General features: G+C 62.6%; 28 protein-coding genes and 1 tRNA gene. 18 read left to right on the plus strand and 11 right to left on the minus strand.

Annotated elements, in window-relative coordinates; translation table 11 throughout:
* Positions 1 to 279: 279 nt before the first annotated feature.
* Positions 280 to 810, minus strand: a complete 531-nt coding sequence (locus EAV90_RS31730; RefSeq protein WP_122403362.1) for a MarR family winged helix-turn-helix transcriptional regulator — start codon at positions 808 to 810, stop codon at positions 280 to 282.
* Between the two features lie 54 nt (positions 811 to 864).
* Here EAV90_RS31730 and EAV90_RS31735 point away from each other — a divergent pair, with 54 nt between their 5' ends.
* Both EAV90_RS31735 and EAV90_RS31740 read left to right on the plus strand, forming a co-directional pair.
* A complete protein-coding gene (locus EAV90_RS31735; protein WP_129145686.1) occupies positions 865 to 1,344 on the plus strand; it encodes a carboxymuconolactone decarboxylase family protein in 480 nt (159 codons plus the stop codon).
* Positions 1,345 to 1,364: 20 nt separating this feature from the next.
* A complete protein-coding gene (locus tag EAV90_RS31740) occupies positions 1,365 to 1,868 on the plus strand; it encodes a cupin domain-containing protein (protein ID WP_122406687.1) in 504 nt (167 codons plus the stop codon).
* 97 nt (positions 1,869 to 1,965) lie between these two features.
* Here EAV90_RS31740 and EAV90_RS31745 read toward each other — a convergent pair whose 3' ends face one another.
* The 3 genes from EAV90_RS31745 to efp all read right to left on the minus strand — a co-directional run bounded on the left by EAV90_RS31745 (position 1,966) and on the right by efp (position 5,229).
* Positions 1,966 to 2,868, minus strand: coding sequence for an amino acid ABC transporter substrate-binding protein (locus EAV90_RS31745; protein ID WP_129145687.1), 903 nt, complete (start codon positions 2,866 to 2,868; stop codon positions 1,966 to 1,968).
* Between the two features lie 147 nt (positions 2,869 to 3,015).
* A complete protein-coding gene (locus EAV90_RS31750; protein WP_129145688.1) occupies positions 3,016 to 4,617 on the minus strand; it encodes a peptidoglycan DD-metalloendopeptidase family protein in 1,602 nt (533 codons plus the stop codon).
* A gap of 45 nt (positions 4,618 to 4,662) precedes the next feature.
* Positions 4,663 to 5,229: an elongation factor P gene (gene efp, locus EAV90_RS31755; RefSeq protein WP_024337831.1), complete on the minus strand. Its 567-nt coding sequence runs from the start codon at positions 5,227 to 5,229 to the stop codon at positions 4,663 to 4,665.
* A 162-nt stretch (positions 5,230 to 5,391) separates the two neighbouring features.
* Between efp and epmA the strand changes: the two genes are divergently transcribed.
* Genes epmA through EAV90_RS31770 form a run of 3 tightly spaced genes read left to right on the plus strand, consistent with a single transcriptional unit; the run spans position 5,392 to position 7,830 of the window.
* Complete coding sequence (gene epmA / locus EAV90_RS31760) at positions 5,392 to 6,444, plus strand: EF-P lysine aminoacylase EpmA (protein ID WP_122403358.1); 1,053 nt, start codon at positions 5,392 to 5,394, stop codon at positions 6,442 to 6,444.
* Positions 6,441 to 7,535: a lysine-2,3-aminomutase-like protein gene (locus EAV90_RS31765; RefSeq protein ID WP_122403357.1), complete on the plus strand. Its 1,095-nt coding sequence runs from the start codon at positions 6,441 to 6,443 to the stop codon at positions 7,533 to 7,535. The genes epmA and EAV90_RS31765 overlap by 4 nt, the downstream gene beginning before the upstream one ends.
* Before the next feature lie 43 nt (positions 7,536 to 7,578).
* Positions 7,579 to 7,830: a hypothetical protein gene (locus EAV90_RS31770; RefSeq protein WP_122403356.1), complete on the plus strand. Its 252-nt coding sequence runs from the start codon at positions 7,579 to 7,581 to the stop codon at positions 7,828 to 7,830.
* Positions 7,831 to 7,900: 70 nt separating this feature from the next.
* On the opposite strand, the gene EAV90_RS31775 is transcribed toward EAV90_RS31770, so the two are convergent.
* The 5 genes from EAV90_RS31775 to EAV90_RS31795 all read right to left on the minus strand — a co-directional run bounded on the left by EAV90_RS31775 (position 7,901) and on the right by EAV90_RS31795 (position 12,239).
* Positions 7,901 to 8,986 (minus strand): 3-deoxy-7-phosphoheptulonate synthase, encoded by a 1,086-nt coding sequence (locus tag EAV90_RS31775; protein ID WP_122403355.1) that lies wholly within the window; start codon positions 8,984 to 8,986, stop codon positions 7,901 to 7,903.
* Positions 8,987 to 9,224: 238 nt separating this feature from the next.
* The gene (locus tag EAV90_RS31780; RefSeq protein WP_122403354.1) at positions 9,225 to 9,803 is read right to left on the minus strand and encodes an HdeD family acid-resistance protein; all 579 of its coding nucleotides are present in this window, start codon (positions 9,801 to 9,803) and stop codon (positions 9,225 to 9,227) included.
* A gap of 74 nt (positions 9,804 to 9,877) precedes the next feature.
* Complete coding sequence (locus EAV90_RS31785) at positions 9,878 to 10,918, minus strand: PrsW family glutamic-type intramembrane protease (RefSeq protein ID WP_122403353.1); 1,041 nt, start codon at positions 10,916 to 10,918, stop codon at positions 9,878 to 9,880.
* 327 nt (positions 10,919 to 11,245) lie between these two features.
* Positions 11,246 to 11,515, minus strand: coding sequence for a hypothetical protein (locus tag EAV90_RS39805; protein WP_162500289.1), 270 nt, complete (start codon positions 11,513 to 11,515; stop codon positions 11,246 to 11,248).
* A gap of 97 nt (positions 11,516 to 11,612) precedes the next feature.
* Positions 11,613 to 12,239 (minus strand): PilZ domain-containing protein, encoded by a 627-nt coding sequence (locus EAV90_RS31795; protein ID WP_122403352.1) that lies wholly within the window; start codon positions 12,237 to 12,239, stop codon positions 11,613 to 11,615.
* 379 nt (positions 12,240 to 12,618) lie between these two features.
* Between EAV90_RS31795 and EAV90_RS31800 the strand changes: the two genes are divergently transcribed.
* The 10 genes from EAV90_RS31800 (at position 12,619) to EAV90_RS31845 (ending at position 23,880) form a co-directional block, all read left to right on the plus strand.
* Entirely contained in the window at positions 12,619 to 14,244 is a 1,626-nt protein-coding gene (locus EAV90_RS31800) for a DUF5906 domain-containing protein (protein WP_129145689.1), read from the plus strand.
* Between the two features lie 271 nt (positions 14,245 to 14,515).
* On the plus strand, positions 14,516 to 14,776 hold the full coding sequence (locus EAV90_RS31805) for a hypothetical protein (protein WP_129145690.1): 261 nt from the start codon (positions 14,516 to 14,518) through the stop codon (positions 14,774 to 14,776).
* A gap of 146 nt (positions 14,777 to 14,922) precedes the next feature.
* A complete protein-coding gene (locus tag EAV90_RS31810) occupies positions 14,923 to 16,932 on the plus strand; it encodes a hypothetical protein (protein WP_129145691.1) in 2,010 nt (669 codons plus the stop codon).
* Positions 16,933 to 17,012: 80 nt separating this feature from the next.
* Complete coding sequence (locus EAV90_RS31815; protein WP_129145692.1) at positions 17,013 to 18,113, plus strand: hypothetical protein; 1,101 nt, start codon at positions 17,013 to 17,015, stop codon at positions 18,111 to 18,113.
* Between the two features lie 821 nt (positions 18,114 to 18,934).
* Positions 18,935 to 19,579: a hypothetical protein gene (locus EAV90_RS31820; protein ID WP_164937195.1), complete on the plus strand. Its 645-nt coding sequence runs from the start codon at positions 18,935 to 18,937 to the stop codon at positions 19,577 to 19,579.
* A 67-nt stretch (positions 19,580 to 19,646) separates the two neighbouring features.
* Positions 19,647 to 20,207, plus strand: a complete 561-nt coding sequence (locus EAV90_RS31825; protein ID WP_129145694.1) for a hypothetical protein — start codon at positions 19,647 to 19,649, stop codon at positions 20,205 to 20,207.
* Positions 20,204 to 20,425 carry a hypothetical protein gene (locus tag EAV90_RS31830; protein WP_129145695.1) on the plus strand — a complete coding sequence of 74 codons (222 nt, stop codon included), beginning with the start codon at positions 20,204 to 20,206 and terminating at the stop codon, positions 20,423 to 20,425. Before EAV90_RS31825 ends, EAV90_RS31830 begins: the two co-directional genes overlap by 4 nt.
* Before the next feature lie 12 nt (positions 20,426 to 20,437).
* Positions 20,438 to 22,408, plus strand: a complete 1,971-nt coding sequence (locus EAV90_RS31835) for a prohead protease/major capsid protein fusion protein (protein ID WP_129145696.1) — start codon at positions 20,438 to 20,440, stop codon at positions 22,406 to 22,408.
* A 177-nt stretch (positions 22,409 to 22,585) separates the two neighbouring features.
* Positions 22,586 to 22,831, plus strand: coding sequence for a helix-turn-helix transcriptional regulator (locus EAV90_RS31840; RefSeq protein ID WP_129145697.1), 246 nt, complete (start codon positions 22,586 to 22,588; stop codon positions 22,829 to 22,831).
* A 14-nt stretch (positions 22,832 to 22,845) separates the two neighbouring features.
* Positions 22,846 to 23,880 carry a tyrosine-type recombinase/integrase gene (locus tag EAV90_RS31845; RefSeq protein WP_129145698.1) on the plus strand — a complete coding sequence of 345 codons (1,035 nt, stop codon included), beginning with the start codon at positions 22,846 to 22,848 and terminating at the stop codon, positions 23,878 to 23,880.
* A gap of 111 nt (positions 23,881 to 23,991) precedes the next feature.
* Here the strand turns inward: EAV90_RS31845 and EAV90_RS31850 are convergent.
* Positions 23,992 to 24,066: transfer RNA gene (locus tag EAV90_RS31850), tRNA-Glu, on the minus strand.
* A 227-nt stretch (positions 24,067 to 24,293) separates the two neighbouring features.
* On the opposite strand from EAV90_RS31850, the gene EAV90_RS31855 reads away from it, so the two are divergent.
* The 3 genes from EAV90_RS31855 to EAV90_RS31865 are packed head-to-tail and all read left to right on the plus strand — an operon-like array spanning position 24,294 to position 25,034.
* The gene (locus EAV90_RS31855; RefSeq protein ID WP_122403351.1) at positions 24,294 to 24,548 is read left to right on the plus strand and encodes a PilZ domain-containing protein; all 255 of its coding nucleotides are present in this window, start codon (positions 24,294 to 24,296) and stop codon (positions 24,546 to 24,548) included.
* A 54-nt stretch (positions 24,549 to 24,602) separates the two neighbouring features.
* Positions 24,603 to 24,860, plus strand: a complete 258-nt coding sequence (locus tag EAV90_RS31860) for a hypothetical protein (RefSeq protein WP_122406686.1) — start codon at positions 24,603 to 24,605, stop codon at positions 24,858 to 24,860.
* Between the two features lie 6 nt (positions 24,861 to 24,866).
* Positions 24,867 to 25,034 carry a hypothetical protein gene (locus tag EAV90_RS31865; RefSeq protein WP_122403350.1) on the plus strand — a complete coding sequence of 56 codons (168 nt, stop codon included), beginning with the start codon at positions 24,867 to 24,869 and terminating at the stop codon, positions 25,032 to 25,034.
* A 220-nt stretch (positions 25,035 to 25,254) separates the two neighbouring features.
* Here the strand turns inward: EAV90_RS31865 and EAV90_RS31870 are convergent, their stop codons facing one another.
* Positions 25,255 to 25,893 carry a glutathione S-transferase family protein gene (locus EAV90_RS31870; protein ID WP_129145699.1) on the minus strand — a complete coding sequence of 213 codons (639 nt, stop codon included), beginning with the start codon at positions 25,891 to 25,893 and terminating at the stop codon, positions 25,255 to 25,257.
* Positions 25,894 to 26,155: the final 262 nt, after the last annotated feature.

Consider the following 26,155-nt stretch of genomic DNA (forward strand, 5'->3'; position numbering starts at 1 on the left):
CGAGCCCCGTGACGTGGAGGCAACCTGGAGAAAGGTTGGTGAACTCCTCGATCTCTTCTCCAAGGAGGAGTGCACCAACTACTTCAAAAACTCAGGCTATGTTTCCGTATAAAAACATCATGCTCTAGAGCTCCTCACTCAGTCTAGAGATCGTTCAGATTGCATCGGTAACCAATACTGAGCGACAAGCTTTGTCGTCCGCGAGCCATGCCTCCGCGGCATTCGACAGCGGCACAGGCTTCGTCCCGGATGCGATGAAGGTTGAGACGCTGCCCGCTTCTATTCCTTCTGCAACTCGATTGCCACGTTGGCGAGCCAACGCCGGATCGTGATTTCCGCCTTGTCATCGAGGCCTTTTGCCAAGCGTTTCTCCAGCAGCATCACCCGCTCCCGGCACGCCTTCAGGAGCGTGGCGCCGCGCGGTGTCAGCGTCCACTGCTGGATGCGGCCGTGGACCGGATGGGGCGTCATCGCGATCGCGCCCTCGCGTTCGAGATTGCGGATGATGACGCCGACGGTCTGGGGGGTCAGGAAGGTGAGGCGGGCGACATCGGCCCCTGAGAGGCCCGGATAGGCATTGAGCATCGTCAGCACCGCGAATTGCGGTGAGGTCACGCCGAGATCGGCGAGCATGCGCTCCATCTTCAGCCGGACCGCGGCGTGAGCCTGGCGCAGAAGATAGCCGAGATAACCTTGCTCGCCGCGTTTGCCTTCGCCGGGCGCGGGAATATGCACGGCGCCGCCGTCGGCACGTGCTGGCGTCTTGCGGGCGGTTTTCGATCTTGCGGTCGCAGCGGTCTTGCGCGCCATATCAGAGCTCTTATAATAAGTAAGTACACTTATAATAAGACGAGGTGAATCGCAATGTCACACGCCCGCAGCGAGTACGAGGATTTCAAGAAGATCGCGCCCGATGTGTATGATCTGCTGCTGGCTCTGGGCCAGCTTGCGGCCAAGGCCGGCCTGGACAAGCAGCTGCTCGAGCTGGTCAAGCTGCGTGCCTCGCAGATCAACGGCTGCGCCTTCTGCGTGCAGCACCATGTCCTGCTGTCGGAACGGATCGGCGTTCCCGTCGACAAGCTCCACCTCGTCGCGGTCTGGCGCGAGGCGCCGATCTTTTCGCCGCGCGAGCGTGCCGCGCTGGCCTGGGCCGAGGCGCTGACCTGTCTGCCCGACGGCGTCAGCGAGGAGGTCTACGCCGAAGCCTCTGGCGAATTCTCCGAGACTGAGCTGGCGTACCTGACGTCGGCGGTCGTCTCCATCAACGCCTGGAACCGCTTTGGCGCGGCGTTTCGCTGGACACCTGCAATGCGGCCGGCCGCCGCCGCCGCCGCTGCATCCTGATGGAGACAGGGGAGATCGCGATGACAGTCATGAGTGTTTCTGCCGCGCGGCGTCCGGCGCCGTCACGTTCGACGGCGCTTGCCGTCATCGCAGGGCTCGCCTGCGCGCTTGCGATCGGCAGAGCGCTGCCGGTGACGATGGACACCGTCTCAGGCGTGCTGACCCCGCTTTGCGCAACGGCAGCGGAGAGCTCGCCTCTCGACAAGGTCGAGCCGATCGGCTCCTACGCGCTTCCGAACGTCCCGGGCAAGCGCGTGACCATCGTGCGTGTGTCCTATGGTCCGGGCGGGTTTTCGCGGCCGCATCGTCACGCGGGCTCGGTTACGGCCTACATCACCAAGGGCGAGATCCGCTCGCAACTCGGTGGCGGTCCGGTCGAGACGTTCGGCGTCGGCCAGTCGTTCTTCGAGCCGCCGGGCTCGACGCATCTCGTATCGGCGAACGCGAGCGCAACGGAGCCTGCGGAATTGATCGCAGTGTTCGTGGCGGACGAAGGCGCGCAGCTCACGACCTATCTGGATTGACGCTACCCACGGGTGAAGGCAGCGACGCCCGGGGCCGTCGTCGCGAAGGTCCCGGACGTCTCTCTCATCCGGGCCACGCATCGAGCGGGCTCTCTCGTCAGCCCCCATACGATGCGGGGTCGGGATTGTCCGACGGGTGCTCGAACGACTTCTTCATCGAGACGGGCATCGGTACGTGGAAGTTCAGTCCGCGGGGCGGCACCGGCTCCATGAACCATTTGTTGTAGATCTTCTCGATCTCCGGGCTCTTGTAGAGTTTTGCGGTTGCACGATCGACCACTGCCTTGAACGGCACGTCATCCTTGCGCAGCATGATGCCGTAGGGTTCGGGATCGGAAAAAGCGCCGGTGCTGATGGCATAGAGCGACGGATCCTTCGCCGAGGCGATCATGGCCGCAAGCTGGATGTCGTCCATGACGAAGGCCTGCGCGCGGTCGGTCTCGACCATGAGGAACGCCTCCGGGACATACTTGGCGTTCATCACGGTGATCCCGAGCGACCGGGCCGCATTGGCCTTGTTGAGCTGGGTGATGTTGGTGGTGCCGGAGACCGAGACGACGGCCTTGCCCTTGAGGTCATCGACCTGGTCGAGCTTTGAAGCCTTCTTCGACACGAAGCGGCTTGCCGTGAGGAAATGGGTGTTGGTGAACCAGACCTGCTTCTGGCGTTTGTTGGTCGTTGAGCCGCATTCGAGATCGATGGTGCCGTTGGCCATCAGTGGAATGCGGCTGGACGAGGTGACCAGGTTCTCGTTGACCGCGAGCTTGTCCAGCTTCAGCTCGACCTTGATCTCCTCGACGATCTTCATGCAGATGTCGATGGCATAGCCGATGGTTTTCTGCTTCTCGTCGATATAGCTGAAGGGTACGGCACTGTCGCGCACCCCGAGCGTGATCGCGCCGGTCTCCTTGATCTTCTTCAGTGTACCGGTCAATTCCTCCGCATGAGCCGGCACGGCCAATGCGACGGCCAGAACGACTGCCGTGGTGAGACAACGCATGTGCTTCCCTTCTTCCAGTTTGCCCAGCGGGAGCCAAGCAATTCCGGGGCCAGAGAAGGCGCGATGTTTTGGAGGTGACCTGACGCCGATCCGGCCAGTTCCGCGCGTGCATGAGACGGGAAGCTGCGCGGTGAGGCGCGAATTGCCTCAATTCTCCTCGCCGCTCGATCCCTCGCGCAGGTCCGGCTTGAGCACGTCTTCGGGCAGCGCATGCGCCACAGGCTGCGAGGCTCCCGCAATGTCCGGCCCGACCTCGCGGCCGCGGGCGTGGATCAGGCGCTCATAGGCAGAGACTAGCGTGACGTAGGGGCTGACCCAGATCCAGCCGTCGCGGGTGAACACCTGGACGTCGAAATGCAGGTGCATCGACGTGCCGGCAGGATGGTCGAGATAATTCGAGATCACGCCGATCTTCTCGCCTTCGCTGACGACACGGCCATTGAGCACGCCATCGGCGTTCATCGCCTGCGGATTCATGTGCATGTAGCGGAAGCGGATGTGCTCGGTGCGGCTGTTGACTTGAAGCGTCGCGGCCTGGTCCTTGGCTGCGCGGATCACGATCGCATCGCGTACGGCGACGACACCGCGCTGCTTGGGATCGCAGGGCGCGCGGCCTTCACCGGGCGGCGGGCAGTCGGCGGCGCGGATGTCCTCGCCCTGGTGGCCGTAGCCTCCACCACATTGCCACACCTCGAAACTGCGTGACTCGCAGAAATTGTCGCGCCAGGGATAGGTGGTCAGACCTTCGCTCTTGTCGCGCTTGCCATAGGATTGCGAACGCACGAAAGCGGGCGCCTTCTCCAGCGGAAAGCGGATCTGGGCATACGCGATTGTGTCGGAATGGCCGCCCTGCTTGCGGTAGCCGGTGTTCGGGATGATGTCACCGCTCGGCCTGTAGCTGAAATCCGGCGAACGCGCCGCGGGGCGATCGATGACATTGGAGGTAATGTCCGTCAGCGGCCGCATGCGCTGGCCGCCTGCGACGCGCAGCGCCTTCAGGAAACGCTCGGCAACCGGATAGGCCTCCTTGCAGGCGAGTCGCCGCGGCCTGGCAACGCTGTCGAGGCACTGAATCGACACCACATAGGCGACCCCGAAACGGGTGAAGGCGTAGCGAACATAGCCTTCCCGGATGAACTTGCGCAGATCCGGGTAGATTGCTGCGAGCATCTTGACTGGCTCGCCTTTGCCCCCAGAGGGATCGGCGATGTCGTAGACGAGCGCCGAGCCCGTGATCTGCACCTCGACGGGCCTTGCGAACACCCGGCTCGGCATGCCCTCGCCGGCGCCGGGCTCGAGCGAGAAGGTCGCGCTGTAGCCAGCGGGGCCGGCATCGAACATGTCGACGGGATTGAAATCAGCCTGGTAGCGCGACAGCGCGAGCGTCGCCGGCGCGCCGCTGCGTTGCGCCTCGAGGTACGCGGCAGCATCGAACGGCAGCAGCACCGGCACGGGACTTCGGGTAATGCCGGTGAAAAAGCGCGAGGAGATCGCGTTGAGCTGCACCAGTGCGGGCATCGCGCGCGGATCGTAGCGCGGCACCGAACGGCGGGGTGCGAAGATGAAGTCGCCCGCTATCTGGGGGCGGCTGTTGATCTCGACACGGAGTTGGTCGAGCGCCGCGCGCCAGTCGACGCGCAAGGCGGTGAGCGAGGGGCTGCGGAATTCATCCGCAGCAAGCGGCGCGGCAATGAGGAGCGACAGCGACGCAAGAAGAAGCGAGACGAAGCGGAAACTCTTCCTGCCCACTGCCTCGCCCCCCGGCGGTACTCGTTCCGATCCTCGATTGCTCGCTCAGTCCTTGGCGCGCTCGGCGTAGGAGCCGTCTTCAGTCATCACCACCACGCGGGTGCCGACCGTGATGTGCGGCGGCACGGTGGTGCGCACGCCGTTGGAGAGAACCGCGGGCTTGTAGGAGGAGGAGGCGGTCTGGCCCTTGGTCACGGGCTCGGTCTCGACCACCTCCAGCGTCACGCGCTGCGGCAAGGCGATCGCCACCGGGTTGGTGTCGTGCATGGACAGCTTGACCGTCATGCTCTCCTGGAGATATGCGGCGGCGTCGCCGACGACGTCCTTGGAGACCTGGACCTGGTCGTAGGTCTCAGGGTTCATGAAGTGGTAGCCGTCGCCATCCTCATAGAGGTAGGTGTAGTTGCGCTCTTCTATCGTGGCCTTTTCGACCTGATCGGTGGTCTTGTAGCGTTCGGAGATCTTTACCCCGTCCGAGATTCGGCGCATTTCGATCTGGCTGACCGGGGTGCCCTTGCCGGGATGGATGTTCTCGGCACTCACGACGACATAAAGTTTGCCGTCTTGCTCGATCACGTTGCCCTTGCGAATAGAACTGGCGATGACTCTCAAAGCTGTATTTCCTGCTTGCTTGCCCCGGCACCAGCCAGGACGTGGTCAAATTGATGGGGGACTTGGGGCCTCAAATCGGACTTCGGCGCCCGTTTCGGGCCGCAACATACTGATTTTGCCGTTGGATGCCAGCACTTTGCTGCTGGTTGGGGCAGTCGGTTAATGGCTGGGGACAAGCCGATCTCGCCGTTCTGGTCGCCCTCGCGGCACCTCGACCGTCGGCCGTTCCTGCAGGCCAGGGGCGCCGTGACCGGAGCTTTGCGGGGCTTTTTTGCCGAACAGGGCTTCGTGGAGGTCGAAACGTCGGTCCTGCAGGTCTCCCCGGGCAATGAGACCCATCTGCACGCCCCCCGGACCGAGATCATGCGGCCCGACGGCAGCCGGGCCAGCCGATACCTGCGGACCTCGCCGGAATTTGCCTGTAAGAAGCTGCTGGCGGCAGGCGAGACGCGGATTTTCGAGTTTGCTCGGGTGTTCCGGGACCGCGAGCGGGGCGACCTGCATCTGCCCGAATTCACCATGCTGGAATGGTACCGGGCAGGCGCTCCCTACGACACCATCATGGCCGATTGCGTCGTTGTGATCGCCCGTGCGGCGCAGGCGACCGGGATCGGGACCTTCTCCTTCCGCGGCCGGACTGCCGATCCCTTCGCCGAGCCGGAGCGCCTGACGGTGGCGGGCGCTTTCGAACGCTTCGCCGGCATCGACCTGCTGTCGACAATTTCGGGCGGCGAGGGTAACCGTGCCGCGCTCGCCGAGGCGGCGCGCGGCAAGGTGCGTGTGGCCGACGACGACACCTGGTCCGACATCTTCAGCAAGGTCCTGGTCGAGCATGTCGAGCCGCGTCTGGGGCAGGGGCGTTTGACCATTCTGTTTGAGTACCCATCTCCAGAGGCGGCGCTGGCGCGGGTGAAGGCGGGCGATCCGAGGGTCGCCGAGCGTTTCGAGGTCTATGCCTGCGGCGTCGAACTCGCCAACGGCTTTGGCGAACTGACCGATGCCGAGGAGCAGCGAAAACGCTTCACGGAATCGATGACGGAAAAGCAGCGCCGCTACGGCGAAGCCTATCCGCTCGACGAGGACTTTCTGGCTGCGGTGGCCGCAATGCCGGAGGCGAGTGGCATCGCACTCGGCTTCGACCGGCTGGTCATGCTGGCGAGCGGCGCAACACGAATTGATCAGGTGGTGTGGACACCGCCTGCGGATGAGAGATGACGAAGACGAATCTTGCACGCACTCTGCGTGAGCCTGCCGAGCTGGTGGCCGAGGGCCTGGCTCCCGCATCGGCGCTGCCGGCGCTCGAACGCGTTGCCGCGCGCTATGCCGTGGCGATCACGCCGGATCTGGTCGAGCTGATCGAGACGACCGATCTCGATGACCCCATCGCGCGGCAGTTCGTTCCGACCGCAGCCGAGCTGGACCTGACGCCGGGCGAGAACGCTGACCCGATCGGCGACCATCCGCATTCGCCGGTTCCCGGGATCGTGCACCGCTATCCCGACCGCGTGTTGTTCAAGCTCGTTCACGTCTGCGCGGTCTATTGCCGGTTCTGCTTCCGCCGCGAGATGGTGGGGCCCGGCAAGGAGAACGCGCTGTCGGACAGCGCCTATCGCGCGGCGATCGACTACATCCGCTCGCATGGCGAGATCTGGGAGGTGATCCTGACGGGCGGCGACCCCCTGATGCTGTCGCCGCGGCGGATGAGCGAGATCATGGCCGACCTCGCGGCAATCGATCACGTCAAGATCATCCGTCTTCACACCCGCGTACCCGTGGCCGATCCCGCGCGCGTCAGCGAGGAGATGATTGCGGCGCTGAAGGTCGAGGGAGCCATCACCTGGGTCGCGCTACATGCCAACCATGCGCGGGAGCTGACCGGAACGGCGCGCGCTGCCTGCGCGCGTCTCATCGACGCCGGCATTCCCATGGTGAGCCAGTCCGTACTTTTGCGCGGCGTCAATGACAACATCGCCGCTCTGTCGAATTTGATGCGAGCTTTCGTCGAATGCCGGATCAAGCCCTACTACCTGCATCACGGTGATCTCGCGCCCGGCACCGGGCATTTGCGAACGACGCTGGCCGAGGGACAGGATTTGATGCGGCAGTTGCGCGGGCGGGTGTCGGGGTTGTGTCAGCCTGACTACGTCATCGATATTCCCGGCGGCGCCGGCAAATCACCGGTCGGACCAAATTATGTGTCGGAGGCACGAAATATCGCGGACGATGCGCGTGAAGCGGGAGCCGAAACGCGCTATCGTATCGTGGATTATTGCGGCGATGTTCATCTCTATCCGCCCGAAAGATGAGCGGGGCTGAAATGCGAGCCGGTTGGAGAATGGAGAAGCGGACATGAAAAAGATCATGCTGGCAGCATCGCTCGTGGTCTTGCTCGGCGGCGCTGCGGTCGCACAGACAGGCGGCTCCAAGGGTTCGACATCCGGCGGCGGCCCGGGAACGGTGTTGCCGGCGCCCGTCGGCCACCGCCAGCCGCGCGCGGCCGATGTGCCGAGCGAGAAGAATCTGAGCAATCCGAGCACTCCCGCGAACAAGGAAGATGCGGAGCTCGATCGCAAGATCAAGAGCATCTGCCGCGGCTGCTGATTGCTTCACCTCTCCCCGGCGGGGCCCCCGGCGGGGAGAGGTAAGCAAGCCAACTTAGCCGCGTCATTTCTCAGGCCGACCGTTCGTGGCGCCCTGCGCGCTGGGTGTTGCGGCGGATCTCGACCGCGTCGGCGAGCTGCTCGAGCGCGGTTGCCGTGGTCGCCCAGTCGATGCAGCCGTCGGTGATGCTCTGCCCGTAAGTGAGCGGCTTGCCAGGCACCACGTCCTGACGGCCGGCGACGAGGTTGCTCTCGATCATCACACCCATGATGCGGCTCTCGCCGCCCGAGATCTGACCAGCGATATCGGCCATCACCAGCGGCTGGTTCTCCGGCTTCTTGCTCGAATTGGCATGGCTCGCATCGACCATCACCAGCGGCGCGACGCCGGATCTGGTCAATTCATTGCAGGCGGCCGCAACGCTTGCCGCATCGTAGTTCGGCTTGCTGCCGCCGCGCAGGATGACGTGGCAATCCTCGTTGCCGGCGGTCGAGGCGATCGCCGAACGGCCGAGCTTCGTCACCGCCATGAAGTGATGCGGATGCGAGGCCGACTTCACCGCGTCCGCTGCGATCCGCACATTGCCGTCGGTGCCGTTCTTGAAGCCGACCGGGCAGGACAGCCCCGAGGCCAGCTCGCGATGGATCTGGCTCTCGGTCGTCCGCGCACCGATCGCGGCCCAGGAGACGAGGTCTGCGATGTATTGCGGCGTCGTCATATCAAGGAATTCGGTGCCCGCGGGGAGGCCGAGATTGTTCACCGCCGACAGCACGTTGCGCGCCAGCCTCAGGCCCTTGTTGATGTCGAAGCTGCCGTCGAGATCGGGGTCGTTGATGAGGCCCTTCCAGCCGACCGTGGTCCGCGGCTTCTCGAAATAGACCCGCATGACGATCTCGAGCTGGTCGGCAAGGTCTTCGCGCAGGCGTGCAAGGCGCTCGGCGTAGTCGAGCGCCGCCTTGGGATCGTGCACCGAGCAGGGGCCGACCACGACCAGCAGGCGGTCGTCCTGGCCGCTCAGGATGGCGTGGATGGCGTTGCGGGCGGCCATCACCACGCGCGTTGCGGTGAGCGTGCGCGGAACCTCCCGCATCACCTCTTCCGGCGTGCTCAGTTCTTTCAGTTCACGGATACGAAGATCGTCGGTCGTGCTCAGCACGGCGGGCTCCTGTCTGTGTTGGAAACCTGCCGGCCAATAAAAAAGCCGCCAGGTCTGGCGGCTTGTTCGGACGTTTGCTGCAATGTGTCAGATTGAGCGCGATCCTCCCGCCGCCAGCGAGCTGTCGTAGCTAAAGTACCAAAAATAGCTGGTGGCGACGGTGATCATGGCAGGCCATATAGCGTGCCGCTGGCGGATTGTCACCCCCAAAAAAATGCGCGGGAGGCGATGATGCGTCTCAGGTGTTGCTCTTGCGCGCCGCCAGCGCCATGCCGGTCAGGGTGGCGCCACCGAACAGCAGGTTGATACCGACGAGCACGCCGATCGCCCATTCTGCCGAGCTCGGCAGTCCCGTGATCACCATGAACGAGATCGCGATGTCGATGAGGCCCGAGATCAGGAGCCATGACCAGCGGCTGCTCAGCTCGCGGCGGTGCTCCAGTGCGTACATGATAGTGGCAACGCCCTCGGCGAGGAAATAGGCGCCGAGCACGATGGTCAGCGTCAGCACGGCCTGCATCGGCCGGGCCAGCAGCAACATACCGGTGAGCACGGCCAACGCGGCCGAGATCAGCGACCACCAGAAGCCTGGCGTGCTGCGCGCCCAATAGGTCGCGATCAGTCCGCCGATACCGCTGATCAGGAACATCCAGCCGAGGAAGATCGTGGTCGCAAGACTCGCGAGCGGCGGAAGGATCAATGCGGCGACGCCGAGAACCACAAGGAGGATGCCTTCGAACAGGAAGGCCTTCCAATGCGCCTCGACCGCCTGGCTCATCGCGGATTGCAGCCGTGAAAATTCCTCAGGCGATGTCATGATGGCCTCGATCTCGAAAGCCGTTCCATGCGGTCCAATCTAGTAGGTGTGCACCGCGCTTGCCATCCCGCGCCTCAGCCACCGCCCTGCATTGAGGAAAAACCTTCACCACTCGTGCGAATGCGGTTGCGGCCGAGAATGTAGATCGCCGTTGTGACAATCAGAAGCGCGAGGCCGAGCAGGATCGAGACGAAACCAATCGGGATCAGCGCCAGCGTCAGGTTGCGTTCGGGGTTGATCAGCCAGTGGTGGATCGAGGTCAGCACGAAGGCGAGCCCGACAAAGCCGATGCCGCCGCCGGCAAGCAGCAGCGCCCACATCCGCCGCAACTGGCTGAGCCGTTCGCGTGCCACATCAGTCCGCGGCGCATGATGGCGCGCGACGCGCCGGACCAGGCGGATGGCGAAGGCAATCGAGCTGAAGCCGATCAGGAGGCTCGCCGCGCCCAGCCACATGCGAAGCGTCGGATCCAGGTCGGGCATTCTTTGCAGGGTCAGTAGCGGGAAATCGAAGGCCGAATGCAGCGCGAGCGGGCCGGCGAAGATCAACAGCCGGCTGGAAAAACGGGCCCAATCGCGATGGTGGCGGTTGGCGCCCAGTGCCGTGCCGGCGCGCGCGATCGTCAGGTAAGCGCCCGCAATGATGCCGAGCGCGCCGTGGAATGGCACAGTCAGCACGCTGCGCAGAGCGGCCAGCGAGCGCCACATCTCCGCGTGCTGGACCAGATAAGCGAGGTTCTCATAGGCGGCGAAGCCGAGGCCTACCGCGGCGCCATAGACCACGGTGTCCATCGGATTGGCAAAAGTCCGCCGCTTGGTCGAGGAGACCAGCACGATGGCGATCACCTTGACGGCCTCCTCAGGCAGCGCGACGCCGAAGATCGAATGCATGGCCAGCGCCGCCCAGGGGTCGTCGGGGGCGGCGACCATTTTGGCGAAGGGGGCGCGGGCGAGACCCAGCAGCGAAATGCTGGCCGCACCTAACAAGAACGCGGTCCAGACCTGGGTCGGCGGTCCGGGGCGCTCTTCGGCGGCAATGACAAGCCACAGCATTAGCAGCGCCGGGGCGACGGCGGCAGTTCCAAGGACAGTGGGGAGCGCTTCAATCAGGTACATCGGCGCCGAAGATAGGTTCCCTTGTTCCGCTTATCTACGTTCAACGATGCGACCATGTGTCATGCGCCTGCTGGCGGTGCGCTTAGCGCGCGCGACAGCTTCCGTTCATCGACGCCCGGACCAAGAATAGAAGCGCAATCAATTGCATGACAAAGAATGCTCGTCATCCATCGCAACAACAATGCGCCCGACATGGGATCGGGATTCGGCAAGCCAGATCAAGGACGTGCGTGGGTTTCTTCGCTTCCCGGCGCACTTGTCCTGACGGCAGCACCGCGGGGCATGCGCCGGCGGTAGTGGCCCAGTGATGGCCCGCCCTTTTCCGGCTCAGTGCGTGGTGATCGTCGGCGCGTCGGGGGCGACGTCGAAGGCGCCGAGATGGAACTCCTCGCCGGCCGACTCATGTGATTCGGAATGCTGCGCCAGCAGCGTGAACGCGGCCTGTGGGTATCGCTTCCAGATCTCGAGATCGCCGGCCGTGATGGTGAGCCAGCCGAACGTGTACATGTAGCGTCCGGGCTCGGTCACCCGGCCGACCCTGTCCCAGGTGATCTTACCAACTTTGATCTTATCAACTGTGATCTTGTCGACTGCCATTCGGTCCCCCGATCGCAAGTCTGCAAAATGACGTCCGGCCCGCGGCACGGACGCGCAAAGGCTGATCCGGCATTGGGGCCGCTATAGGGCGGCGAGGTCAGGCCGACTTCAGCAAGTGCGTGCGGACGATCAGGCGGTTGAGGTCGTCCCGGTTCTGCTTTTCGGCGAATTTGACCGCAAAGCCGTGGTCGAACTTGCGGATCACCCGCCCGACGCAGGCGCCGACCGCGAGCGCGGTTCCGAGCGGCGGATCGTACTCTGAGGACACCGCGACGCCGGCCGTCGAGACGTCGATGATGAAGCACGGGTGACTGCTGCCGTCGGCGAGAGTGAGGACGGTGTGCGAGACCTGCGGAACGAAACGCGCGTCACGCCGCAGCTCGCGAACGCTGGCATCCTTTTGCTTCTTCTCGAGCCAGGTCAGCTTCTCCGACATCCAGGCGCGCCGCGTCCGCGTCATCTCGAGCTCCATCAGGAAGCCCGCCTTCAACGTCGCGCTGATGGTGCACTGGAGTTCGCCGAAATCCTGGAAGTAGGAGGTCACGCGTTCGCCGACCTTGCCGACGACAGGCACGTCCACGATCATCCGGAAAGGCGAGACACGCTTGGTGCGGCAGGCGAAGCTGCGGAGCTTGCCTTCGCAATCGTACCAGCGGGGCAGCGAATAGCTGCCGCTCACCGCAAGGTCCACTGCTCGCTGTCTGAGGAACTCTGCGACGGACATGAACGCAAACCGGGGTTTTGGGGGATTTCCGTATTCCCACGGTAGCGGCCAAACTCTAAGCAAATGATACCAGCGTGCATGAGCAGGGGTAAATTTCCGGTTAACCCCAGGCGCCACTGAGCCACCGCGTGATCGCAGAGGTCGAATAGTCGCAGGCGAGGTCCGTGCCTACTCGAAGCAGCTTTCCAACTCAGGTGTTTCGGCGATGAGGAGCGGCGGCAGATTTGGCGCTCCCTAGCGGACTTTTGGTTCCTAGTGAGATCAAACACTTAGGGGATGGTGGGACAGAAAACGGTTCTACGGAATCGTTATCGTTTCTGACGCGACTGTCTCACTAGCGGCGCCCAAAAGGGCCAGCCGCGAGAGGGTAGAATCCGACATGACCGAGACTGCAAACGGTGGCCTCCCGGAGGCCGCCGCAAACCCCGTTCGCGCCGAGGGTAGCGGGCAGGACTTTAACGACGCGCTGATGAGTGGTGTCGATCCCTCGCGCCTCGCTGACATTATCGAGCACGGCGACGAGCCGCCGCCACACGAGAAAATTGCCGGATGGATCGAGTCTGACGAGCCCCCCTATTCCGAGCCGGGCGCCGGCCGGGAGGGGGAGCAAGGCGATAGGAACACCGTGGATGCGCCAGACGCGTCCCCCCGTTCCTGGGGCTTCGATGTCGAGGAAATCAACCGTGGCTACGCTGTGGCCATTTGGGGCGGCAAAACCGTAGTGGTGAATGAACAGACCGCCGGCCCGGTCAATGACCGGGTGCGGGTGATGTCGTTCGAGTCTCAGAATTCTTGGTTCGCGAACCGGTACACCGAAATCAAGGGATCGGATGGCAAGGTTCGGGCTGTCACCTGGGCACAGGCTTGGCAGCGGCATCCCGATCGCCGGCAGTATGAGGGCATTGAGTTTTTCCCCAATCCGGACGGCGCAAAAGGCACGCCGAACTATCTCAATTTCTGGCGCGGCTTCGAGGTGAGGCCCTCACCGGTCGGAAAGTACGACGTGTTTCGCGATCACCTGCTTACTAACGTGTGCAACGGCGATCCCGAGCTATTCAAATACGTTTTCGGTTGGATGGCGCACATCGTCCAGCGTCCGCGAGAGCGGCCCGGCACGGCACTCGTACTGATCGGCCGGCGCGGAACGGGCAAGAGCAAGGTCGGAGAGGTGCTAGGATCGTTGTTCCCGGCGCATTACTTCCAGGTCGATGACGCCCGATACATCACCGGTCAATTCAATGAGCATATGGCGAGTTGCTTGCTGTTGCAGGCCGAGGAAGCGATTTGGGCGGGCGACAAGGCGGCCGAGGGACGGCTCAAGGGCTTGATCACGAGCGAAATGCAGATGATTGAGTCCAAGGGTGTCAACGCGATTCGCATGCGCAACTTCGTTCGCGTGATCATGACATCCAACGAGAGTTGGGTTGTGCCTGCCGGCATGGACGAGCGCCGATTTGTTGTCCTCGACGTAAACCCTCGGTGCGCCCAGGATCACGAATATTTCGCCGAGATGGATGAGGAATTGAACAATGGCGGGCGCGAGCGGCTGCTTCACGACTTGCAGACGTTCGACCTGAGTCAGGTGAACCTTAGGCATCTCCCGCAAACACCGGCGCTTCTTGAGCAGAAGATTCGATCACTCGATACGATCGATGACTGGTGGTTCAATCGGCTTCACGAGGGTAGCGAGTGGCCGGATCGGATCGTGTGCGATGATCTCTATAGCGAATACCTTAAAGCCATCGGTGTTGGCCGCAAACGCGGCCCCGCCGAGTTTGGCAAGCGGCTCGCAAAGCTCATGCCCTATTTCCGCAAAATTCGACCTGCAATGGAAGTTGAACCCGGCGTGATGAAACGTTTATGGTGTTACGAGATGCCGTCGCTTGCGGAGTGTCGCGCCGCATTCGACGAATTGCTTGGCCAGCCCGTTTCCTGGCCGGCGTTTCCCTTGGGAGAGGGCGAGCGAGCGCAGCATTCAGGGTCGGATGATGTGCCTCCGGTCTAGGGTGTCCAAGGACGTCCAAGCTGTGGAAATTTCAAAATAGCCTAGAAAATAAGGCGTGCGTCCAAGGTGTCTAGGGAGTCTAGGTCGCGCGCGCGTAGGTGAAGCAAGCCGGTCTCAATCTTGAGGCCGGCTTTTGTTTTTACCTCAACCCTCTCAAAGTCCTTGGACTCCTTGGACACCCTAGACCAACCAGCAAAATTACAGCCGTTTCTCGCAGTCCAAGCGCCACACCCGGTGCTTGGACTGCTTGGACATGTCTACAGAGTATCCAATGGCCAAGTTGACTAAGGACCAAATTGAATTCGCCAAATCGATGACTATCAAGCAGCGTCACGTTTTGCGGGCGCTCGCGATCTATCCAAACGGATGGTTCATGAGCGCGAGCGAGCGGGCCGATCCCGAGTTGTACGAGCTGTTCAAGCACCGACTTGTGCAGTGCCATCACGTCTGTCCAAGCGGCGGCCTTCCGTCCTGGGGCGTCACTGAGTTTGGCAAGCGGATCGCGGAACGGCAGGCGAATGGCGCCTGCTAGGGCGGCGGGTCCTTCCCGGACCCCCTCCCACTACGGCCCAAGCGCGCCCCGAAAACTCGCCAGCCGCAAAAATTGAAACTTGGGTTGACACGGTTGACGCGGTTGTCAGCCCGCAAACTACGTAACCATCTGAAAGGAAAGAACTAATGGGGACAATTCTTGAAGCCCTTGCCGTGATCAAGGGCAAGGATGCGACCGGCGGCATGTTCGATTCCGTCGCTGCGAAAATCAATCGCATCGCGCGTGCGGCCAACGCGCTCAACCGCGATGTGCAAAAGCAACTCAGCATGGCGAGCCTCGCGGAGCGGCAGGTGAGCCGGCTGGAGCGCAGCGTGCACGCGATCGGACACGGCTCAAAGATGGCCGCCGCCGCCGGCGCGGCCTATGCCGGCGGGCGCGGCGTGAGCGCGCTTGCGCACGAGGCCGTCAAGGTGTCGGCCGATCGCAAGCACGAGGAAACCCGCATGGCGGCCTCGGGCATGACGGCGCACGAGATCGAGGAAGCCGAGAAGCTGTCCGCCGAGGTGTCGAAGAAATTCCCCTCGATCTCGCAAACCGAAATGATGCACATGGCGCGCAACGTGCGCTCGATGGTTGGCTCATTCGAGGAAGCCAGTCACGTCATTGAGCCGCTAGCGCGCTTGCGCGTCGTCGCGCTCGGCGCGCACCCCGAGAAATTCGCCGAGCTAAACGAGGATTTCGACAAGCTCGCGAAGGGTATGGAAATCAAGGGCGTGACGCAGGATCGCGCCAAGTTCGAGCACTACATCGACAACATGGCGAAAGCTATGAACGTGTTCGGCGACACGCTGCGGCCAACGGACTATTACGAGATGTTCAAATATGGTCGCGCTGCGACCAACGCCTTGGGCGACGAATTCATGCTCAAGACGGCGCCGACGTTGGCGCAAGAGTTGGGCGGCTCGTCGGCCGGTAAGGCGCTGTCGAGCTTCTACACCCAATTCGTCGGCGGCAAGATGTCGAACAAGGCACTTGAACAGTTGACGCAATATGGACTGATCACCGATCAGTCGAAGGTGATCAAGACATCAACGGGGAACGTCAAGGGCGTGCTGCCCGGCGCGATCATGGGGCAAGAGTATTTGCAGCCCGGCAAAACCGATCCCTACGCGTGGGTGAATAACGTTCTGATCCCGCAACTCGCTAAAAAGGGCGTCACAGATCCGGCGAAAATCCAGGAGGTGATTGCGGCGATGGCATCGCAGCAAACCACCGCACAAATGATGTCGATCTTTGCGACTCAGCAATCGCGCATCGAAAAGGATAAGCATCTCGTCGAGGGTGCGAAGGGCGGCGAGGCGGCCGAGTTGTTCCAAAAGAACGATCCCAAGGTGATCGCCAAGTCGATCGGCGCGCAACTCGACAACACGCTTTCGAACACCACGGCGCCGATGATGCCGATGGTCAACCAGGGCATGAATTGGCTTGCGAGCGGCCTTGCCTACACCGCCGAGCACGCCAAGACGCGGCCGGGCGACATCGTTGCGGGCGGCGGCTGGCTTGCGGCGATGGCGGGCGCGCTCGGCGTGGATAGCCTCGGCAAAACGGCAGAGTTCTTTACCGGCAAGGGCGGCAGTTTTGGCTTGAGCAAGGTTGTCGCAGCGATGGCGCCTATGCTCGCGCTCACGCAAATTGCCGACGCCGCGCTCGATGACGACGACATTAACCGGCTCAAGCGATATGAGGCCGGGCCACGCTATCGGCTCGATCAGCTTAGGGAGCTTGACGATAAGGACAAGGCCGCCGGCATCTACGGCGATCCCGAGTTCGAGGCTTACGTCAAGGCGCAAACGGCCGGCAAGCGCGCCGCGCTTGAAAGCGAGCTTGAGGGGTTCGGCTATAACCCAGCCGTGACGCAAGGCCGCTACGGCGGGCAGGGCGCGCCAAACTGGACGATCGACGACATCCGCAAGGCGACGGGCATCAGCGGCAACAGCGAGCCGGTCAAGGCCGAGGTTGTCGGCGAGGCAACGCTTAAAACCGAGGTGACGGTTTCGCCGTCGCCGGACTTCCTCGCACAGGTGCGTCAGACCGTGCAAAACGGCATCAACGCATTCCGATCGAGTGGCGGCGCGGCAACGGGCTCGACGGGATCGACGGGGCGATCAATGCCGGAAGCCACCGCGCCCATGTAGCTTCACGACAAACCAACTTCACCACAGGCACACGTAACGCCCGCCGAAAACCGGCGGGCTTTTTCATTCGAGGAAATCTGATGCCAATCAAACACACTCACCAGTCGGCGAGCGCCGATAGCACTGACGCCGGCGTCATTCAGCCGTCGCACTGGAATGCCGATCACAACCTTGAGGGCATGCTGGCCTTGCTCGACGTGGCGGCGCCGACGCCGAACGTTGTCTTTACGCTCAATGGTTCGGCGCAACTGCAACTGTTGCCCTATAGCTCGTTCGCCCCGAGCTTTTCGCCGGCGTTCACCGGAGTGCCGACGGCGCCGACGCCGGCGGCCGGCGTCAACACGACGCAAATTGCGACAATGGAGGCGCTGCAAACCGCGATCGCGAACCTTGTCGCCAGCGCGCCGGGCACGCTCGACACGTTGAACGAGATCGCAACTGCGCTCGGCGATGATCCGAATTTTTCGGCGACGATCACGGCGTCACTCGGCAATCGTCTGCGCATCGACGCGGCGCAAGGTCTCACGTCCGGGCAGCAGGCGCAGGGCCGGTCAAACCTCGGCCTCGGCACGGTCGCAACGCTCAACGTCGGCACCGGCGCCAACAACATTGTGCAGCTTGACGGATCGAGCAAGTTGCCGGCCGTCGATGGTTCGCAGTTGACCGGGATCAATTTCACCGGCGCGCTGCGCTATGACATCGTGCAGGGGCTCACGGCGCCGCAGACGAGCCAAGCCCGGCAAAACATCGGCATGACCGACGGGCAGTTGCCGGCGACGGCGACGAATGACAGTGCCTTGGCCGGCAAGGTCGGCGAGTGCATCACTAACTCGGCGTCGGTCAGTACCATGACGAGCGGCACGGTGTTTAACTTTTGCTCGATCGTGTTGACGCCGGGCGATTGGGATGTTTCGGCCAAGGTGTTGCTGACGGGTGCGCCGTGGACGGTGCAGACGTGCCAATGTGGCGTTAACACGGTGTCTGCCACTCTGCCGGGAGCTATCGGCCTACTCGACGCGTTTGTTGGGCCGTTTGAGCAATATTACAACCTTGGTCTGACGGTCCCGCCTTATCGCTTCTCTGTTTCTGCAAACACGACGCTTTACCTCGTCGGCAACGTGACATGGAACGCGGGCAGCGGCTCCATGGCCGGGCGCATTCAGGCGCGGCGGATGCGGTGATGCGTCTCCTCGCTCTTGCGGCGGGCGTGGATTATTTCGTACGAAACAATTTCCAGCGCTCGCGCATGAGCCGAAAACTAGCGCATTATGCGCTATCTTGCGCGAGTCTGAGAAATCAGGAATGGTTGCTGCGGGTGTAGAAGCCCGGACTCGAACAGCACCGTTTCCAAAACTTGCTGCGGTTTTCCGCCCTTGGTAGGCGGATCAACTTGGCCGCCTTTGGCCGGGAGGGCCGCGCTATGTCCAGAGCGAAAGCTTAAAAGCGCGTCCACCTGTTTCGAGCAGGTTTCTACCTCCCGGCTGCCGGCCCGATGCCGGCTGTAGAAGCCAACTCGAAAGGTTTTTTCTATGACTAAGCACCGCGCGTCCAGCGTTTCTGCTGGCTCATCCGATCCGCCTCACGAGGATATCCTTCGCGTGGTAAGGGCGCTCGCAAAGAGGCGCGCGCGCGCAGATCACGCGAGGCTACGGGTGCATGCCGGTTTATTTCGTAACGAGGACACAGGCGAGACGGCGCCGGCGTTTCTCATCAGTCGATCGTCGATCGGCTGATCGTATGACCATTGGGCGCGATAACAAAACCGCGCCCAATTCAGTATTGTGATCAATGCCTTACGCCCATAGTGCCGGTGCGCTTCGAAACCCGTGTCGATATTGGGCGCAATTTCATAAATTGTTTTTATCTGCAAAAACAGACACTTAACGCCTATTTCCGGCTCCGGTTTGTCCGGGGGTTTCTGTACACCTACGTTTGGATTTGGTTTGGTGCTCCAACAATCGAATTGGTGTCAGTAAGCGCCATCCCGAAATCTGGAGTTTCAATGAGGCAGGTCGATATCGAGCGACTTCTGCAATGGACGTTCTGTGAGCAGATGTCGAAACGGGCCGCGCGCCAAGGCGGAATGCCGAGCGCGTGGGGCATTGTGGAGCGGCAGCTTCGTTTGGGCTGTCGCGTTCAAAGCAGTCCAGCCGGAGCAGGCATGGGCGACGTTCTGTCGTTTCCGGAAGCCGATGCTCTGGTTGTCGCTGGCGAGGTTAAAAGGCTTCGCGCAAACGTTGTTGTCGATTGGTCGGCCTCAAAGGAATCTCTGCTTGGCGATCTCGCCAGCCTCGCACCGGGCGAGCAACTTCTCTCGTTCAACGAGATCGATTTGGTTGTCGAGCACGCGCAGTGTGGGATTCCTCCAATTTGGAAGGTCGGATCGCCAAAGGCGGGGCCGAAAATACTTGCGAATGGCAGACCTGCCGTCTCGGGCAATAGGTACGGAAAGGACCTGTACACCGCAGGATCACACTGCCCACTGCAATGGGCGCCCACGATCGAGGGCGTCGCACTGGTCAGGGCACGTTACGCGGTTTGGCACTCGGCGCTGACGCGGCTCGCGGCCTCACTTCACGGAAAACTCAAAAACATCGCAGTCATGCCGCCCATCGCGCCGGCGGCACCTTGGAACACAGCGGCTTAATCGAGCCGCTGAATATCGCTTGGCCTCGCGCCAAGCTCCATCAACCTCACACTCACCGGAGATCACTATGTTTTCACGACAGGACGTTTGCGCCCTGACGGGCATTCCCGTCGCGCGCTTCAAGAGCTTGGCTCGGCGGGATCAACTGCCCACCGCTTACGTGCCGCCAGCGGGCGCGTCTGAGGAGATTCAGGATCACGCGAAAGAACGTGGCTGGAATTGGTTCTCACCCATCGACGTTCTTCTCATTGCCGTCCAAGAGCGCTTGATGATGCAGATCGGATATGCCGAGGGTTTTGCCGCCGATACTGCGGCCAAGGTCGTCACCAACAACGCGGGCGATATCGGCCGCATTTTCTGGTTGGCGTCGAAAACGATCGGCGAGCCTTCCCCGCACGATCTTTGGGTCGGTTATCTCGGATACACCGATCGACTCGGCGGAAGCCATGGTGGCCGCAACCTCAGCGGTTCACTCGCCACGATCGTTGCCGAGCAGATCAATTCGGACACTCCCGAGGCGCAGCCGGCGCGCGTCGTTCTGGTCAATGTTTCCGCTGTTCTTCGGGATATTCGCAATAGCGCGACTCGCTTGAACGTCACGTTTCCGGTGCCGGCGGATTGGCAGTGACTGTGAAGGCAGGCTTCCGGCATTGCCCGGAGGGCCTTGAACAGCAAATCGCAACAATTCTCGCGCTGGTCGCCTCTGGCGAGCGAATAACAATCGCGAACGCCGCTAAGCGCACCGGAATCCCGGCCGACACCATCACGATCATCCTGGCGATCTACTATGCGGTTACGGATGAAGTGCTGAAACTGGTCGATCCCGTGGGCCAGTCGCGCCACTAGGACATCATCATCATGATCAGAACTGACAAACCGCGCCGGCGCTCGCCGGCCGCGAACACCGCCGTGCGCAACACGCACGGCGCACCATTCCAGCCCGGCGCGGCAGCCGTGCGATTGGCGAGCGAGGATGTTGCCGCCCGATTCGCGTCGAGCACCTACAACCCAAAAACGCGAACGGTTATCGCCGTCTTGTCCGTCGGCGCGCGCGTTCCGAGGTTTGGGGCCTTTGAGGAACTATCGATCGCAACGGATGCGATCGACCTTCGCCGTGTGGCGCTCGGGCAGGTTCGCTTGCTCGACAGCCACGATCGATCCTCGGTCGATGCCATTTTGGGCGTCGTCACCGACGCATGGATCGAGGGCGGCAAACTACTTGGCCGCATCCAATTTTCTGAAACCGACGCCGGTCGCAATGCCGAGGGCATGGTCGCGCGCGGCGAGGTTTCGGCGATTTCGGTCGGCTACCGCGTCAACGTTTGGACGCGGGTCGGCATCGAAAACGATGTCGAAATCTGGCGCGCGGACGAATGGGAATTGCTGGAAGCATCCCTTGTGTCCGTTCCCGCCGACGCTGATGCGCTGATCCGTTCGGCGCAAACCACTCTCAACACACACCTGAAAGGAAATCAGATGGATCAGGATGAAGTGATCGAAAATTCGAACAACGAAGATACTCGCGAGCGCAGCGCGCGCTCGCCGCAGAACGATGGCGCGCGGCAGGCGATGTCCGATCGCGAGGTTCGCGAGGCTTACGACATCGCGGAGCGCGCCGGCATCCCGCTCGATTTCGTGCGGCAGCACGTCGACTCCGGCACCACCATGGCTGATTTCCGCAACCGTGTATTTGAACGCCTCGCGGACAACGCCAACCGGACTCGCACCAACTCGGCGCGCGGCGACGAAACGTTTGAGAATCCGGACTTTCTGAGCCGGTCGATCGTCGATGCCCTCTATTCCAAGATGACTGGCAATGCCCCGACGGGCGCGGCTGTCGAGATGGCTGGGCGCTCGATGTTGGAGATGGGCGCCATGATCCTGCAGTCGCGCGGCGAGCGCGTGTCCTGGGCCAATCGCGTCACTCTTGCCGATCGCATTCTGAGCCGGTCGATGAACTCGACTTCCGATTTCCCAAACCTGCTCACGCTCGCCGGCAATCGCGTGTTGGCCGACGCATATCAGATCGCGCAGACTCCGTTGAAACAACTTGCCCGTCGGCGAACCGCTGTTGACTTCCGACCCGTCTCGCTCCTGCGGCTCAGTGAGGCACCGCGCCTTGAGAAGGTTCTCCAGAATGGCGAGGTCAAGCACGGCTCTCGGGTTGAGGCCAAGGAAGGCTTTGCGGTCGATACCTACGCGAAAATCTTCGCGATCACGCGGCAGGCGATCATCAATGATAACCTCGGCGCATTCGGCGAAACGGCGGGCGATTTCGGTCGCGCCGCCGCATCGACGGAGGCTGATCTTATCGCCGGCTTGCTGCTGGCGAACGGCGGCGACGGCGCGGATTTGAATGACGGCAATCCCGTCTACAGCACCGCGCGCGGCAACAAGGCGGCGGCCGGTGCTGCGATCACCGTCGCTTCGCTCGGCGCCGGTCGCAAGGTCTTGCGTGACGCCACGGACATCGACGGCATCACGCCGCTTAACGTGACGCCTCGCCATCTCGTCGTCGGCAGCGCAAAGGAAACTGAGGCCGAGCAGGTGCTGCATGAGCTTTCGGCGGTGCAGGTTGATGAGGTGAACCCCTTTGCGGGCAAGCTCACCCTGCACGTCGAGCCCCGGTTGACCGGCAACTCTTGGCGCCTCTTTGCCGATCCGGGCCAGTTGGCGACGCTCGTCATTGCGTATCTCGCCGGCCGCGAAGGCCCGCAGATCGACCTGCAACAGGGTTGGGACGTGCTCGGCGTCGAATTCCGCGCCGTGCTCGACTTCGGTTGCGCAATGCAGGATTGGCGCGGCACGTACCTGAATCCGGGCGCGTAAAGCCAGCGCATCATGTGCGGAGCCGCCCTAGGGCGGCCCCGCAACACCGTGAGTGGGCATCTCCTTGTAGGGCGAGCGGCCACGTCCTCGCCGAAAGCGATCCTCCCCGCCCACTCGCGGCTCCGCACGTCGGGGCCAAGGATCGTTGTGGCCGCATTAATTTTTCCGGGTTGGATCATGCTCGACGAGAAAACTTCCGCGCGCCGCAGCAGCACGTTGCCGCTGTCGTTGCCGCCGCGAGGCTTGTCGCGTCTTCAAGCCGCTGAATACATCGGAGTTAGCCCCTCGACGTTCGATAAAATGGTCGCCGCCGGCGAGATGCCTTCCCCTAAGAGGATCGGCGCCCGGACCATTTGGGATCGCAAGGCGCTTGACTGCGCTTTCGACGCATTCGACGATGGTGGGGCAAATCCATGGGATTGAATCCGGCTTCAAACATGCGTGTGCCGCTCAAATACATTTGCGAGGATGTCGATCGGCACGGCAACGTGCGGTGCTACGTCCGCGCGCCCGGAAAGCGCAAGGTTCGCATTCGCGCTCTGCCGGGCACTCCCGAATTCATGGACGAATATCAAGCGGCGATCGCAACCGCCGCCGAGGCGCCGCTGCGGCAGGCTGACGAGGCAAAGAAGGGATCGTTTCGCTATCTCTGCATCCGTTACTATGCGAGCGCTGCTTACAAGGCGTTGGACATCAGCACGCGCAATTGGCAGCGTCGGGCGCTCGACGAGATCGCGTTGGAGCATGGGGCGAAGCCTGTTGCGATGATGCAGTCCCGGCATGTCCGTCGGATGCGTGATGCGAAGGCCGCGACGCCGGCCGCCGCGAATCAATTGGTGAAGGCGTTGCGGGCGTTGTTTTCTTGGGCGAATGAGGCCGAGGAAACGATGGCCAATCCGACGATGGGAGTCAAAAAGCTGAAATACCGGTCGGATGGACACCACACTTGGACCGATGAGGAAATTCAGAAATATTACGAGCGGCACCCACTCGGGACGAAGGCGCGGCTCGCGCTCGATTTGCTGCGCTATACGACGGGCCGGCGCGAGGATGCACCGCGCCTCGGCCGGCAACATATGCGCGACGGCCGAGTCCGCTTCCGCCAGGCAAAGAACGAGCACCGCAACCCGATCGACATCGATATCCCGCTGCACCCGGCCTTGGCCGAGAGCATCGCGGAGGCGAAGGTCGGAACCAACATGACGTTCCTGCTCACTGAATTCGGCAAGCCGTTCACGGCGAATGGATTTGGGAACAAGTTCAAGGATTGGTGCCGGCAAGCCGATCTGCCGCATTGCTCGGCGCATGGCATCCGCAAGGCCACCTCGACCGAGCTTGCCGAGGCCGGCGCCACGCCGCACGAGATCATGGCGATCACCGGCCACCAAAGCTTGAAAGAGGTTGAGCGCTACACCAAGGCGGCGAGCCGAAAGAAAACGGCCAACGCCGCTATGGCGAAGTTGCAGGCATGACGGGGCGGACCCTTAAGCGGTCCGAAACCAGAACGTTGACTGTCCCACCTGAAACAGGAGTGGGACAAAAGCAGGAAATTTCGCTGCAATTACAACGGCGATTTTCGCTAATGGCGCTCCCTAGCGGAATCGAACCGCTCTCTCCACCGTGAAAGGGTGGCGTCCTGACCGATAGACGAAGGGAGCAAACGCAGGGCCCCGCCGCTTTCCGCGGCACGGCCGCTGGCCGGCCGAGCAGTGCCCGGCGGCTTGCAGCGGGCGAACGTATAGTGGCCTTTGCGCTCCCGGGCAAGCCATTCGGGAACGGACTTTTGGCTCCAGTGGACGGCGCCGGCTCCGGGATCATCCGGAGGCGATTTCAACGGTTTGTTAGGGTTCCCTGCGTAGCGCTGGACAGGGGAGATTTTTCGCCAATGCCACCGCCGAAGAAGCGCGCAGCCCGCAAGCTGCTGTCGCGGCACGCCTGGATCACGCTCGACGGCGGCTTCGCCGCGCGGCATTGCCTGGTCCAGGACATTTCGGATACGGGCGCCAAGATCACACTGGACGAGGACGCGAGCCAGCTTCCGGGCGTGATCCGAATGGCCTTCGCACGCGACGCGCGCACCGGGCGGAGCTGCCAGGTGGTGTGGCGCCGCGGCAAGTCGGCCGGCGTCAAGTTCATCTGATCACGGACGCGGACGCCGATGGCGCGCAGCGCCGGTCCGGGCTACAAGGCGGTGATGCGCACGCCGCTCCTCATCCTGATCTCGTTGCTGGTCACGTCCGCGACTGCGGCTGAGAGCTTGCGCCTGCCGCCTGCCGAGCGGCCGCAGGCGGGCAAGGAGACCGGCAAGGCGCTGCCGCTCGCGGGCACGGCCGGGACGGCGAGGACAGGATCCTGCGCCTCCTACGGCCCGCGCTTCGTCCTGGTCGAGGGCACCGGCACCTGCGTCAAGATTGGCGGCGCGATCAGCATCGACACCACCATCCGGCGCTGATGTGCCATGCCTGCGGATCTGATACGGCTCGACATCATCGTCCCCGTGCTGATGTATTGCGCGCTTTTGCTGTGGGTCGGCCGCGGCCTCAGCTGGACCGCGCGCCTCGCCACCGCCGCGGTGACTCTGTTGCTGATCATCTGCGTGGTTGTGGTCGAGCGCGGCTGGCGCTAGGGGCCCCAAAACAAAAACCGCGAAAACAACCCCATGCACAGTAGCCAAGCCACGGCAAATGCTTATGGTTTTCAGAATTATGATTTTGCGAAATCGAGCTTGAGGCGTCGGGCAAAACAGGGGTATGATGCCATCGTCGAAAGATGCGGCCGATCGGTCGCGCGGCTTGCTCCGACGACGGTTCCTCGCGCGATCGTCGCAGCTTGCGCCGCGCCGGCGCTCACGACATCGGCGGTGCGACGAATTGCGCAAATCCGGGCCGTTTGCCGAGCTCGGCGAACCAGCGGGTGAGGTGCGGCTGCGCCGGCCGGCTGATGCCTTCGACGCCGAGCCAGCGCCGCGCATAGGACCCGATCGCGATGTCCGCCAGGGTGAACTGTTCGCCCTCGACGAAGCGGCGGGTGGCGAGCAGGCGGTCGGCGATGGCCCAGACCTCGGCCGCGGCATCGGCATCGCGCTGCACCTGGATCATGTCGCGCTCGGCGGGCGCCGTGCGCACGATGCCCCAGAACACCGGGCGGTCGACAGGCTGCACCGTCGACAGCGTCCAGTCGAGCCAGCGGTCGACCGAGGCGCGCTGCTTCGGCGCCTCCGGATAGATCGGCGTGCCGCGCCCATGCGCGAGGCAGAGATAGCGCATGATCGAATTGGACTCCCAAAGCATGAAGTCGCCCTCGACCAGCGTCGGGATCCGCGCATTGGGGTTCATCGCGAGATACGCGGCCTCGCGGGTCTTGCCGTATTGCATGCCGGCATCGATCCGCTCGTAAGCAAGGCCAAGCTCGGTGAGGCACCACAGCACCTTCTGCACGTTGACCGAATTGGCGCGGCCCCAAATCGTCAGCTTGGTGTCAGGCATGAAGCGTCTCCCGCGGCATTGTTCGGTGTCGAAATCCACCTTGCTACGGGTGATAGCGGAACTCGGCGCTCGGAGCGATGCGCGATTGCGGCGCGTCCCTCATGCAAAAAGCTCCGTACGCGACGGAGCTTTCATTGCAAAGTTCGATCTGACGCTCAGCGGCCGAAGAACAGCCACAAGAGAATGATCACCGGGATCGGCACGCCAAGCAGCCACAGCAACAGCCCTCTCGCCATCGCATCCTCCTCCAATCGCATCACTG

Origin of the sequence: Bradyrhizobium vignae (assembly GCF_004114425.1) — a bacterium.
Taxonomy (GTDB): domain Bacteria; phylum Pseudomonadota; class Alphaproteobacteria; order Rhizobiales; family Xanthobacteraceae; genus Bradyrhizobium; species Bradyrhizobium vignae.